11 protein-coding genes are annotated in these 13468 nt (G+C 59.7%); 6 read left to right on the top strand and 5 right to left on the bottom strand.

Annotated elements, in window-relative coordinates; genetic code table 11:
* Positions 1 to 107: 107 nt before the first annotated feature.
* The 4 genes from AABA21_RS33475 to hutI all read left to right on the top strand — a co-directional run bounded on the left by AABA21_RS33475 (position 108) and on the right by hutI (position 6363).
* Positions 108 to 1403, top strand: a complete 1296-nt coding sequence (locus tag AABA21_RS33475; RefSeq protein WP_338256984.1) for a formimidoylglutamate deiminase — start codon at positions 108 to 110, stop codon at positions 1401 to 1403.
* 124 nt (positions 1404 to 1527) lie between these two features.
* Positions 1528 to 3192, top strand: a complete 1665-nt coding sequence (hutU, locus tag AABA21_RS33470) for a urocanate hydratase (protein WP_338256983.1) — start codon at positions 1528 to 1530, stop codon at positions 3190 to 3192.
* An 86-nt stretch (positions 3193 to 3278) separates the two neighbouring features.
* Positions 3279 to 4985, top strand: a complete 1707-nt coding sequence (gene hutH, locus AABA21_RS33465) for a histidine ammonia-lyase (RefSeq protein WP_338256982.1) — start codon at positions 3279 to 3281, stop codon at positions 4983 to 4985.
* A gap of 118 nt (positions 4986 to 5103) precedes the next feature.
* The gene (gene hutI / locus AABA21_RS33460) at positions 5104 to 6363 is read left to right on the top strand and encodes an imidazolonepropionase (RefSeq protein ID WP_338256981.1); all 1260 of its coding nucleotides are present in this window, start codon (positions 5104 to 5106) and stop codon (positions 6361 to 6363) included.
* A gap of 47 nt (positions 6364 to 6410) precedes the next feature.
* Here the strand turns inward: hutI and AABA21_RS33455 are convergent, their stop codons facing one another.
* Both AABA21_RS33455 and AABA21_RS33450 read right to left on the bottom strand, forming a co-directional pair.
* Positions 6411 to 7481, bottom strand: a complete 1071-nt coding sequence (locus tag AABA21_RS33455) for a hypothetical protein (RefSeq protein WP_338256980.1) — start codon at positions 7479 to 7481, stop codon at positions 6411 to 6413.
* 7 nt (positions 7482 to 7488) lie between these two features.
* The gene (locus AABA21_RS33450) at positions 7489 to 8577 is read right to left on the bottom strand and encodes an RNA polymerase sigma factor (RefSeq protein WP_338256978.1); all 1089 of its coding nucleotides are present in this window, start codon (positions 8575 to 8577) and stop codon (positions 7489 to 7491) included.
* Between the two features lie 404 nt (positions 8578 to 8981).
* Between AABA21_RS33450 and AABA21_RS33445 the strand changes: the two genes are divergently transcribed.
* Complete coding sequence (locus AABA21_RS33445; protein WP_338256976.1) at positions 8982 to 9509, top strand: YceI family protein; 528 nt, start codon at positions 8982 to 8984, stop codon at positions 9507 to 9509.
* Positions 9510 to 9562: 53 nt separating this feature from the next.
* Here AABA21_RS33445 and AABA21_RS33440 read toward each other — a convergent pair whose 3' ends face one another.
* The 3 genes from AABA21_RS33440 to AABA21_RS33430 form a co-directional block, all read right to left on the bottom strand.
* Positions 9563 to 10180 carry a Tm-1-like ATP-binding domain-containing protein gene (locus AABA21_RS33440; RefSeq protein ID WP_338256974.1) on the bottom strand — a complete coding sequence of 206 codons (618 nt, stop codon included), beginning with the start codon at positions 10178 to 10180 and terminating at the stop codon, positions 9563 to 9565.
* Positions 10181 to 10689: 509 nt separating this feature from the next.
* Positions 10690 to 11319: an HD domain-containing protein gene (locus AABA21_RS33435; RefSeq protein ID WP_338256973.1), complete on the bottom strand. Its 630-nt coding sequence runs from the start codon at positions 11317 to 11319 to the stop codon at positions 10690 to 10692.
* A gap of 38 nt (positions 11320 to 11357) precedes the next feature.
* Positions 11358 to 12308 carry an AraC family transcriptional regulator gene (locus AABA21_RS33430; RefSeq protein WP_338256971.1) on the bottom strand — a complete coding sequence of 317 codons (951 nt, stop codon included), beginning with the start codon at positions 12306 to 12308 and terminating at the stop codon, positions 11358 to 11360.
* Positions 12309 to 12487: 179 nt separating this feature from the next.
* Between AABA21_RS33430 and AABA21_RS33425 the strand changes: the two genes are divergently transcribed.
* Positions 12488 to 13414, top strand: a complete 927-nt coding sequence (locus AABA21_RS33425; protein WP_338256969.1) for an SRPBCC family protein — start codon at positions 12488 to 12490, stop codon at positions 13412 to 13414.
* Positions 13415 to 13468: the final 54 nt, after the last annotated feature.

Genomic DNA, 13468 nt, shown 5'->3' with positions numbered 1-13468 from the left:
ATATGTGGTTGACAGGGGGTTTTTCTTCGTGGTACATTTTCAGTGAATGATAGTTATTTTCACTGAGTGGAATTCAGGATAGATAGATACGAGTGCGGAGTTGTGCTATGAAGGGTCTGGCTCCTGATTATGTCTATACACCTCAAGGGTTGCTGGCGAACCAGGTGGTGCGGGTCTCGGATGAGGGGATGATTGTAGAGGTTGTGGAGCGGGAAGAAGGGGTGGAGGTGACAGAGGAGTTGCCGGGGATGGCTCTGCTGCCGGGGTTTGTCAATACGCATAGCCATGCTTTTCAGCGGGGGCTGCGCGGGCATACGCAGCGACGGCTCTCGGCCCACGATACGTTCTGGACGTGGCGCAACGCGATGTACGCGCAGGCGCAGCGGCTGACCCCCGAGTCGATCTACGAGATCAGCCGACAGGTGTATGGCGAGATGCTGGCGGCCGGCTATACGAGCGTGGGAGAGTTCCACTATGTGCATCATCGGCCCGATGGGAAACCCTACTCACACCCCAACGCGCTGGCCGAGGCGGTGGTGCAGGCGGGACGCGACACGGGCATCCGCGTGGTGCTGCTGCTGACGGCCTATGCGCGCGGTGACTTTCAGCAGCCTCCTTCGGCCGAGCAGCGCCGCTTCTGCGACGCCTCGCTGGTCGCCTATCTTGAACGTGCCGAGGCTCTGCGTCTCAGTGGGATTCCCTGCGGGGTGGCGCCCCATTCGGTGCGCGCCGTGCCACCCGACTGGCTTGAGGCCATCGCTGAATACAGCCGGCAATACCAGCTCCCATTTCATATCCATGCTGATGAGCAGTGGGCCGAGATCGAGCAGTGCCTGGAGGCCGAGGGCTGCTGGCCAGTCGAGCTGCTGCGGCGCAGCTCGGTCCTGGGTCCCCTGACGACGGTGGTGCACGCCACGCACGCCGATGAGCACGAGATCGCCCTGCTGGCCGAGTCGGGGACAACAGTCTGTGTCTGTCCGACCACCGAGGGCGACCTGGGCGATGGCATCGCCCCCTACGCGGAGTTGGTCCAGGCCAATATTCCCCTCACCATCGGCTCCGACAGCAATACACGTCTAGATCCATTTGAAGAGCTGCGCTGGGCTGAATACTCGGCACGCATGCGCTACCAGCGCCGGCGCGTACTGATCCCCGACGAGATGGGCGCGCCCGGCCCCCTGTTGTTGACGTATGGCACGCGCTCGGGCGCACAGGCCCTCGGATTGCAGAGCGGCCTGATCGCGCCCGGCATGGCGGCCGATTTTATAGCTATCGACCTCAAGGCGCCCGTGCTAGACGGCTGGACGCCAGAAGATCTGCCGGACGTGCTGTGCTTTGGGGCCTCCGCGCCCCAGGTCGTCCAGCAGACATGGGTGCAAGGCCGGCGCGTCTGGTCGGCATGAAAATGGGCGTGGGGACATGGGGCACGGCAAGCCGGGGCGAGCCCGGCACCTACGGCGGCAGGGTGACGTATTATTTCAACGGGAAGATGACGCATTGTTTCAACGGTGAAAGGGAGACCGAAACATGGTACAGAAAACGCAGATCCGCGCGCCGCGCGGGACAACGTTGAGTTGTAAGGGCTGGCAGCAAGAGGCGGCCATGCGTATGCTGATGAATAACCTGGACCCCGATGTGGCGGAGCGACCGGAGGACCTGGTGGTCTACGGGGGCTCGGGTCGGGCCGCGCGCTCGTGGGAGGCATACGAGGCGATCATCCGCTCGCTCAAACAGTTGGAGAACGATGAGACCCTGCTTGTGCAGTCGGGCAAGCCGGTCGGCATCCTGCGCACGCACACCAATGCGCCGCGCGTGCTGATCGCCAACTCGAACCTGGTGCCGCACTGGGGCAACTGGGATGAGTTCAGGCGCCTGGAGGCGCTGGGCCTGACGATGTACGGGCAGATGACCGCCGGGTCCTGGATCTACATCGGCTCACAGGGCATTGTGCAGGGGACCTTTGAGACGTTCGCAGAGGCGGCGCGCCAACATTTCGGCTCGACGTTGAAGGGGAAATTTGTGCTGACCGCCGGCCTGGGTGGCATGGGCGGCGCCCAGCCGCTGGCCGTGACCATGAACGAGGGGGTCTGCCTGGCCGTCGAGGTCGATGAGTCGCACATCCAGCGGCGCGTGGCGACCGGCTACTGCGACACGATCGCCTACACGCTGGACGAGGCGCTGACGATGGTGCGTGAGGCATGCGCTGCTGGCAGGCCGCTCTCTATCGGTCTGCTGGGCAACGCAGCCGAGATCCATCCGGAGCTGGTACGCCGCAACATCATCCCAGACATGGTGACCGACCAGACCTCGGCCCACGACGCCCTCAATGGCTATATCCCCGCCTGGCTGACGCTGGAGGAGGCCGCGCAGCTGCGCCAGCGCGATCCCCAGGAGTACATCCGCCGCGCCAAAGAATCGATGGTCACCCACGTGCGCGCCATGCTAGACATGCAGAAGAGCGGCTCCATCGTGTTTGACTACGGCAACAACCTGCGCGGACAGGCCCTGGAGGCCGGCGAGACGCACGCCATGGACTTCCCCGGCTTCGTCCCCGCCTATATCCGCTCGCTCTTCTGTCGCGGCAGGGGTCCCTTCCGCTGGGTGGCGCTCTCAGGCGATCCCGAAGACATCTATCGCACCGACGAGGCGCTGCTAGAACTGTTTCCCGAGGACGAGCACCTCAAGCGCTGGTTGACGCTGGCGCGGCAGAGGATCCAGTTCCAGGGTCTACCCGCCCGCATCTGCTGGCTGGGCTACGGCGAGCGCGACCGCGCCGGACTGGCCTTCAATGAGCTGGTAGCCAAAGGCATCGTCAAGGCGCCGATCGTGATCGGCCGTGACCACCTGGATAGCGGCTCGGTGGCCTCGCCGTACCGCGAGACCGAGGGCATGAAGGACGGCAGCGACGCCATCGCCGACTGGCCGCTGCTCAATGCCCTGGTCAACACCGCATCAGGCGCCACCTGGGTCTCGCTACACCATGGAGGCGGCGTCGGCATCGGCTACTCCATGCACGCCGGGCAGGTCACCGTGGCGGACGGCACTCCCGAGGCGGCGGAGCGGCTCGCCCGCGTCCTCAGCAACGACCCCGGCATGGGCGTCATCCGCCACGTCGACGCCGGCTACGAAGAAGCATTGACACACGCGCAACAATATAATATGAAGATTCCCATGCGCGAACAAAATAGGTAAAAAAGCGCCCGGGCACGGGGTCGCGGCGCTCCAAGCCAGGGCAAGCCTGGCACCTACGAAGCGGCGTGCCTGTAGTAAAAAAAAGAATGTGTGGTGTCTCTGGCAACACCTGCTGCGCAGGTGTTGCCAGAGACACCTTAAATAAAAATGATTGGGGGCGTCAGCGCCCCCATGACGGCGAACACAATACCTTCTCAACGGCGAGAAAGAGTCTGACATATGTCGTCAGAAAGGACAAAGCTTTGAGCGCAGATCATCATCTGGAAGTGCCCACACGGGTCATTATTAACGGACAGGCATTGAGCTTTGCCGATGTGGTGGCGGTAGCAAGACTGCACGCGCCAGTCACCATCGGCGAGGAGGCGCTGGAGAGAATCCGGACCGCCCGCATGGTCATCGATCGGCTGGCCGTGGACGATAGCAAGAAGGTCTATGGCATCACCACAGGCTTTGGACATCTCAGCAAAATGCGTATCTCCTCCGATCAGCAGGTCGAGCTACAGTATAATCTGATTCGCAGCCACGCGGCGGGCGTCGGCGAACCGCTCCCCGAAGAGGTGACGCGCGCCATGATGCTGCTGCTTGCCGCCAGCCTGGCGCGTGGCCATTCCGGCGTGCATGTAGAGATCGTGCAGACACTGGCGGACATGCTCAACGCGGGCATCTGTCCGCTGATCCCGTCGCGCGGCTCGGTGGGAGCCAGTGGTGACCTGGCACCGCTGGCGCACCTGGCCCTGACTCTGATCGGCGAGGGTGAGACCATCTATCAGGGCAAAAAGATGTGGGGCGCCCAGGCGCTGGAACAGGCGGGACTCAAGCCGGTCGGGCTACACACCAAAGAGGGACTGGCCCTGATCAACGGTACGCACCTGATGGAGGCCATCGCCGTGCTGGCCATCGTCGATGCGCGGGTGGCGCTGCGCAGCGCCGAGGTGGCCTGCGCCATGAGCCTGGAAGGACTGCTGGGCAGCCACGTGCCGCTGGACGAGCGCATCCACCACCGCCGGGGACAGGCGGGGCAGGTCGTGAGCGCGCAACGGCTGCGGCAGCTGGTACGTGAGAGCGCGATCAACGCCAGTCACCAGAACTGTGCCCGCGTGCAGGATCCCTACACGCTGCGCTGCGCCCCACAGGTCCTGGGGGCCGTGCGAGACGCCATCGAGTACTGCGCCACCATCTTCGAGCGTGAGCTGCACGCCGTCACCGATAATCCGCTTATTTTTCCCGACGAGGGCGACGTGCTCAGCGGGGGCAACTTCCACGGGCAGCCGCTGGCGCTGGCCCTGGACATGCTGGCCATCGCCCTGGCCCAGCTGGCTAGCTTCTCCGAGCGCCGCGTCTACAACGTCATCGGTCCCCACGACTGGGAGGAAAAGGGTGCAGAGACCACCCTCTTCCTCACACCGCATCCCGGCCTGCACTCGGGCCTGATGATCGCGCAGTACGTGGCCGCCTCGCTGGTCAACGAGATCAAGGTCATGGCCCACCCGGCCAGCATCGACTCAATCCCGACCTCGGCCGGCATGGAAGACTTTGTCAGCATGGGCGTGACCAGCGCCCACAAGCTGCGCCGCGTCATCGAGCAGACGCAGCAGGTGCTGGCGATCGAACTGTTGTGCGCGGCGCAGCTGCTTGATTTCCGTCTGCCGCTGCTGCCCGGCGCCGGCGTGCAGCGCGCCCGCGAGCTGGTGCGCGCCCACGTCGAGACCCTGACCAACGACCGCGTACTCTCCGGCGACATCGAAACGCTCGTCCAGCTCATCCAATCCGGCCAGATAGCCGAAATCGAATAACGACGGAACGCCAAACGAAACCCACCGTAGGTGCCGGGCTTGCCCCGGCTTAAACCGGGCTTGCCCCGGCTTAAACCGGGCTTGCCCCGGCTTAAAAATATCGAAGGAGATACGCGAAGTGGAACAACAGCAGCTCCAGGTCAGAGCCATCGTACGCAATATCGGCCAGTTGGTCAGCATGGCACAGACGCCCATCGATGGCGCCAACGGTCCATTACAGGTATTGTCCAACGCGGCCATCGTCGTTGATAATGATGGCGTCATCAGCTGGATCGGCCCGGATCACGAGGTCGATGCCATGCAGGTCTGTACCGATCAGCAGCCGGTGAATGTGGTGGATGCTTATGGATGCGTGGTTACGCCGGGTTTCGTGGATTCGCATACGCACCTGGTATTCGCAGGCGACCGGGCTGAGGAGTTTCACCTGCGCCGGCAGGGCGTCGGATACGGTGAGTTGCTGCGACAGGGACGCGGCATTCTAACCACTATGAACGCGACGCGCACCGCCAGCGCGGAGGTGCTGATGGACCTGGCCCTCAAGAGGCTGGACTCGCTGCGCACCCATGGAACCACGACTGTCGAGATCAAGACCGGCTACGGCCTGAACATGGAGGCCGAGGAGCGCTGCCTGCGCATCATCAACGACCTGAACTGTAGTCCCTCTCTGCCCCACGAGCACATCCGAGCCGTACCGACGTTTCTGGGCGCCCATAGCGTGCCACCCGAGTACCGCGATCAGCGCGCGGCCTACGTCGATCTGGTGGTCGAGGAGATGCTGCCCGCCTTCGCCGAGATGGCGCGCTTCTGCGACGTCTACTGCGAGCGCGAGGCCTTCTCGCTGGAGGAGTGCCGGCGCATCCTGACGCGCGCCAAAGAGCTGGGCTACCAGCTCAAGGTCCACGCCGACCAGCTCAGTCCTTCCGGTGGCAGCCAGCTGGCCGCCGAACTGGAGGCCGTCTCGGCGGACCACCTGGACTACGCCAGCGACGCCGAACTGGAGGCCATGCGCGCCGCCGGCGTGGTCGCCACGCTGCTTCCTGGCTGCTCCTATACGCTGCGCAGCCCCTATCCATCTGCCCGCCGCCTGCTCGACCACGGCCTGACGGTCGCCCTGGCCACCGACTTTAATCCTGGCACCTCGTACAGCGAAAACATGCAGATGATGCTCGGTCTGGCCATGTCCGCCATGGGCATGAGCCTGGAGGAGGCGCTCAGCGCCACCACCATCAACGGCGCCCGCGCCCTGGCGCTGCAGGACCAGGTCGGCAGCCTGGAGATCGGCAAGCGCTGCGAGCTGGCGCTATGGTCGATCCACGACTACCACGAGATCGGCTACCACTTCGGCACCAACCTCGTCCAATCCATCATGATCCTTTAAATCGGGGCGTGGGGCCGCTTCGCGGCAAGCGCCCGCAAGAGGCGCACCTACGATGAGGGCGATGATGATGATGGCGATGGGGACATGGAGGTGGTGTAGGTTTGTTCGAGGGTGCCGGGACGCAAGGTTGAACGGACCATGCGCAGCAGGAACTGCTGGAAGGTTTCCCCTCGGGTATTGTAGGCTTCCCGCCGCATGGAGGCATAGATGCAGGCGGCGAAGACGTGCATGCCCTCGTCCTCGTCGCGCCAGCGTTTACTTGCTTCGCAGCGCGCGATGCCGAGCTTCTCGGTAACCAACTGCTCCAGCGCCCGCACGCAGCTCTCCTCGATAAAGCCTTTGAAGGTGTTGTAGCCATAATCGGGATTGCGCCCTTCAAATGTGCGCGCAAGGAAGGGATCTGTGCGCAGGGACGCGAGGCAGTCCTGGAAATCAGGGCTATGTTCATCAAAGGGAGGATGGAACATCTCGTGGACCGCGATCCTGGCTACAGTCGCGGCGGGATAGCTGACGTCGGTAATAAAGCGCGTCCCGATCACCCTGATGCCGTGCGGCCGAACGTAGTAGAGCACATAGACGGTCAGTTCATCCGAGGGCAGGGATGCGCCCAGCACGGCTTCGTCCTCAACCACGATATTAAAGCGCCCCAGTTCCTCTTGTAGCTCACGCACGCGCTGTTCGATGCGTGGCAGGATGCTGCCGCGCCAGTAGCCCTCAAAGTCAGTATCCTGCAGGAAGCGCACGATAGTGGTCAGATCTGGACGCGCCGCCGTATAGAGCGCCCAGCGCTCCTGCTGGTAGTAAGGGGTGCGCCGCAGATTGTGATACATCTGGTCGCTATCAGCGAGGGTACGCAGTACATCATCGAGCGTCTGGTCGGCAGTGGCGGAGAAATAGAGGCAGAGCAGCGCCGAGATAATCTGCTGGCCCTCATCCTTGACCGTGGTCTTGAGGCGCCGCAGCGCCTCCTGGACCTCGGGCGTCAGGCGTTCCTGAAACGCTTCATAGTCCTGTGAATAATAGCGCACATAGAAGGGATCGCCGGTCAGGATATTGATCCAGCAGAACATGTCGAAGACGAGTGAGGGCGTAATGTGCCAGCGCGTCGTTGTATGCATCCTATGGTCAACCTTTCGTCGATTGAATTGAGAGTATTTCAAAGGTGTCGCGCGCAAAGAAGACCTCGTGCGTGGCCTGGCTGGACACGGCCTGATAGGCCACGCGCAGTGCCGGCCGCCCGGCGACCTCCAGTTCGCTACGCGGCAAGAGGCAGATGCGCCGCTGCTCCTGCCAGAACTGACGTCCCGGCTGGAGCGCGAGAGCGAGAAAGGGCAGGGAGTTCTGGTTGATGGTGTGGCAGTGAGGGCAACGGAGCAACAGTTCTTCATGACCGCGCTGCAGCGGTGTAGTGCGTCCGCAACCGGGACATGGATAGCTCGCATGCGCCAGCGAGTCGGCGTAACGCCGTTCCAGCGTCTTCATCATCGCTTGCAGCAGGCGTTGATAGCCGCGCACGCCGACAGTGGGGAACATCGTGATGTAGGGTCCTTCTACGGAGGCGCAGGCGGGGCAGTCGAACTGCAGTAATCCCATTGAGAAACGTGAGCGCAGGAAGTGCTGCCCGCAGTGAGGACAGTAGAGCCGCGTCGTCTCCCAGGGTCCTCCCTGCCGCATGGGAAGGATATAAGGGGTCAGGTCAGCGTAGAAGTCGGTCTGCAGTAGATGGCGAAAGGCGCTCTTACCACGCTCCAGGCGCTTCTCCACCGTACGCACGGGAATGCCCAATCTGAGGGCGCTTTCGCTGGCGGATCGTCCCTCGATGAGGTGAGCGATCAGCAGCGCACGCGTCTCGACAGGCAGGCGTCCCAGAGCGCGATCGAGCAGGCGTGCCAGTTCGCGCTGCTCAATTTCCTCCTCCAACGCCATCCCTCCTGGTTCGTCCAGCGCCTCGGATAGGTCCAGCAGGGGCGCGCGCTCCTGGCGCAGAACCTTGTGGCGCAGCCACATCCTGCACACATTGCGCGCGATAGCGGAAAGCCACTGCGGCAGCGCGCGCTCATCACGGACGGAGTGCCGATGCTCCCATGCCTCCAGCAGGATCGTCTGCAGCAGATCGTCCACCACATCTTCGGTTCTGGTCATGTACACGCACAGCCGCCTCAGCGCCGGCTGCTGCTGCAAAAGAAAGAGGTTAAATTGTTCGTCCCCCAGCATACGCGTCTCCTTTCCTGCTCCTTCCATATATGTTGCACGAGCCACGCAGAATACGACACTTTTCTCGGGAAGTGTCTGAAAATGCGAAGCAAAACCGGGGTGAACCCGGCACCTATGATGTGCCCCATAGGAACACCACTGGCTATCTCATATTGATATATGATAATAGCACAGTTTATAGAAAGCACAGCAGTCCGGCGGTACATTGGTTGTACTGCCAGGCTGCTGTGCTTTGAGATTTATACACATATACAATATGTTATGCTCTTACACCAATTCTAACTACCAGTGGTAAAATTATTACTCATATAGGAACAAATAAACATCTACCTACTATACCCCATCAGCATCAGAGGCGGTTCGACTGCCTCTATCGCGAGAAAAAAGGTTTAGGAGAGCATGACATGATATTTACCATTGATCCCCTGCATAGTCTGGTAGAGTTTACCGTTCAGCATTTGAAGATTAGCGTGGTGAAGGGACGCTTTTCTGATATGCATGGCATCATCGATTTAGATACCCAGCAGCCGGAGAGAACAACCATTCAGGCCCAGGTCAAGGCCGACAGCATCTATACCGGTTCGACCCAGCGCGACGCCCATCTGCGCTCGGCCGATTTTCTCGATGTCATCAAGAATCCCTATATGCTATTTGATAGCACGCGGGTACGGCTGGTTGACCAGAACCATTGCCTGGTCGACGGTAACTTCTCCATGCACGGGGTCACGCGGCCGATTACCTTCCAGGTCACCTATACCGGCACCAACCGCGATCCTCTGACCGAGGCATGGCGCATCGGGCTGGCCGGCGTCACCACCATTGATCGCCGCGATTTCGGCATGGTCTTCAATCGCCGTTTAATTGACGGCATCGCAGCTATAGGAAATGAGACTCGCATCGAGATCCACCTCGAGGCCATTCAAACGTCATAAAAACCTGACCTCGCCGCATATGTGACGAGGTCGGAAGCACCACACGGACATGTTTATGAGGGCAGTGATGAGGCTGAGATGATGTCTTTAGGTGGATGCGTGAGGTAAGGATGCAGGCGGGCCCGGGCAGAGAGCTCAAAGTGATCGTAAGCCTGGGCCATGGAGGCGATGGCCGCCGCCGCATTGCACAGAATGCGTTCCGTCACGCTATTGATGCCGGTGATATCCGCCACCGAGTACATGATCGAGATGTCCATCGCGCCCACAAATGGCCGCACATCACCGGCCGCCAGCGTGGAGACCAGGAGCTTTGGCACACCCAGGGGCAGGGCCTTCATGGCGCAGGCAGCCAGCGTGGATCCGCCGCCGCCACCGATGGTCATGATGCCATGCAGGCGCCCACGCGCAAATAGTTCAACTACCAGCGAGGTCGCGCCCTGCGCCATCGTCCTGATGGCCGTCGCCTGATCGGCGTGTTCGAGTTGAGCGATGTCGATATGGGCGGCGCGCGCGACCACCTCCCTTGAAATATCGGGCTGGATCTGTGGCACTCCCTTGCTGCCCGCGTCCATCAACATCACCTTACATTGAGCTGCCTGAATGCAATCGCGCGCATAGGCATACTCCAGTCCCTTGGTATCCAATGTTCCAAGCAGTACAACTGTCGTCATCTGCACACTTCCTTAGAAATAAGGATCAGCACGGGCGCGAAGCTCACCCGGTTCGGTACCAGCCTCAACGCTGGCCCGGTAACCCATAGACCTTCATCGGCCCGGCGATCATGACAAGACAAGACAATGATGCGTCACATCAGCAACGGCCCTACTCAGTTAGCACCCGGGAACAATCAGTTGAAAAAACGCTGTGACAGCCTGCGCCGATCCTTCATCTTTGAGAATTACGCACAGGATGCGACAGCCTGAAAAATTATCCTCCATAATAAGTATATAACATAGTTCACATTTTGTACTCTCCCATGACCCCCCAATTATCCCAATGCCGTAGCTTCTGGCCTTGCTCCCGATTAACCCTGTCCGCAACATATATGCCTTAAGCACGTAATGATCACCCAATATGACACTCCGCGCCCGACAAACGTTGACGTGCGTGAAGAGAAAATCGGCCGCGCGGGCCGAATATTTGCGTGGAGGAGGCGCATAATCGGCCGCAAGGGCCGAACCTACGAGGGCGATGGGGTGTGGTCGAGGTCGTGGAGGACGGTCTGGAGTTCGTCGAGGAGGTAGGTGATAGATTGAAGCAGGGGCTCTTCTGAGGGCTGCTGGTATTGCAGTGTGGCGAGGCGCTGGCGCGCGGCCCGCACGAAGGCGTTGTAGAACCAGAGCTTGTCGTCCTTGCCGGTGCTGAAGGCTGTATAGGCGCGCGCGCCCTCGAACCAGACCTGTTTGCGCAGGTCGCGTGCGTTGTGCAGCTTGTCCGCGCACTTGATCAGCAGGGCATAGGGAGAGGCTGTATGGACCTGCTGTAGATATCCCTCTTTGCGTTCGCGCCAGGGGGCTTTGGTGGGACCACCGGTACCAGGCTCTGTGCATTCCTCGACCAGGCGCAGCACCTCATCTCCCAACTGCTCCATGATCAGTGTACGAGTTCCGGCTCCCTGATCCTCGATCGCGTCGTGTAGCAGGGCCGCCGCCACCGCCACCTCGGGCGCACCGCTGGACATCACTATGCCCGCCACCTCCATCAGGTGACCCAGGTAAGGAGTATTGGGGACCAGCGAAGCCTTACGCGTCTGTCCCGCGTGCAACTCGGCCGCCAGCTTAAAAGCACGCGTCACCAATGTATCGTTCATCGGATTCCGTTCCTTTCAGTAATAATCATCAATAATAATCAGCTCACACTATTTACTACGTCGCGGAAGCTGCTTACCCCAAGCTTCCGATACCTGGCTGGAGGCATGCCGATCTCTCGCTTGAAGGCTTTGCGAAACGCCACTCCTGACTCATAGCCTAGAAGCTCGGCGATCTTTTCCACCTCAACATCATTTTTGAGCAGGCCGATCGCTTTGTGCATGCGCCAGCGGGTCAGATACTTGATGGGTGGTTCCCCCACAAGATGGGTGAAGCGGGCGGAGAAAACCGGGCGGGAGAGGGCTACCGCCGCCGCCAGTTCCTCCACCGTCCATCCATGTTCAGGCGCTTGATGGATCAAACCCAGAGCGGCACTGATAGACTGATCATGGAGCGCCGCTAACCATCCTTTTGAGACTCCCGCTTGCTGTTCAACCCAGATGCGAATGATTTGAATAAAAAGGAGTTCGGTTAAGCGCCTGAGCATCACCTCCGTACCCAATCGGGGCGCAGCTGCCTCGCGCATAATCAAACGCACAATCTCGCTGAAGCCAGGCGCCATGTTACCTTGCTCAGCAGGGATATGGATGACTTTTGGCAAGCTATGCAACAAAGGAAACGCTCCGGGGCGCTCCAGGCGAAATGCGCCACAGAGCACAATCATCTTTGATCCCTCGTCTATATCCGGGGTAGTCCGGTACTCACCTTGCGTGGAATACGTCACCTGTACGATGTTGGTCAGGGGTGATGTGGGTTTATCACAGATCGAGTGGGCGTTACCAAAGGGAAAAAGCAGCACGCCCCCACCCTCGATGCGCAGCGGCGTGGAGTCTCCTTCTATAAAAAGGGAACCACCACCAGAGCTGAGCAGGTGGAAGATCATATCCTGGCTGGCGGCAAAATTGTAGCGCCAGGGAGGAACAAGCGCATTACGCGCGGCGATCCGCCCTTTTAGTTCGAGCGCATTCAGAACATCGGTGAACACATCCATGGTTTTCTCCAGCTGCCGTCTCTTTTGAGACGATCAGACAACTCTTTGAGATGATTTAGCATAGTTTACCACGGCATTCAAAGGTATACTCCGCGTATACTTGCAAAACGCAAGTGGATCTATCCTACTGACAGGCTATTCCGAATCCTTTGAGAAAAAAAGGAAAGAAAGGAACACAAGTGAACGCACTTGACCAGCAACATTACACCGCAACCTTTTTGGTAGATCAGATGCCGGGAGAGGTCTTCAATGCTATCAACAATGTCCGTGGGTGGTGGTCACAGGAAGTTGAAGGGGATACCGACAGGCTCGGAGCTGAGTTTACGTACCACTACCAGGATGTTCACCGTTCTACGATGAAGATCACCGAATTTGTGCCTGAGAAGAAAGTTGTCTGGCACGTTGCAGACAACTACTTTAACTTTGTGAAGGACAAGAGCGAGTGGACCGGGACAGACATTGTCTTTGACATCGCCAGGAAGGATGACAAAACAGAAGTTCACTTTACGCATATCGGCCTCGTGCCTGAGTATGAATGCTACAACGTTTGCTCGAACGCCTGGGGTTCGTACATAACCGGCAGTTTGCGCGACCTCATCGCTACGGGTAAAGGGCATCCAAATCCTATAGAAGACATTGTCAGCCAGGCTCGCCAAATGAGTGAGCAGCATTACACCACTTCGTTTACAGTAGACCAGACGCCGGAAGAAGTCTTTGCAGCCGTCAACAACGTTCGTAGATGGTGGTCAGAAGAAATGGATGGGAGCACTGACACCCTCGGCGCCGAGTTTACGGTCAGCCACGAGGATCAGCACCGCAGCATCCAGAAGATCACTCAACTGGTACCGGGGGAGAAAATCGTCTGGCATGTCGTGGACAGCCAGCTGGCATTCGTTAAAAAGTCGGACGAGTGGACAGGTACTGACATCGTCTTTGAGATAGGCAAGAAGGGGGATAGAACCGAGCTGCATTTCACCCATATCGGCCTGACACCCGTCTTCGCCTGCTACGGTGATTGCTCAGATGCATGGAGCTTTTATATTAACGACAGTTTATTCAGTCTTATCACGTCAGGCAAAGGGAAGCCTACCCAGAAAGAAGGGTAATCCCTATTATAGGAATGTGTTTGATTTCCGTCATGTTGGGGGCACGTGCGCGCC

Source organism: Dictyobacter halimunensis (assembly GCF_036245075.1).
The sequence above is the reverse complement of the archived record's forward strand: the minus strand, read 5'-3'. Positions and strand labels throughout refer to the sequence as shown.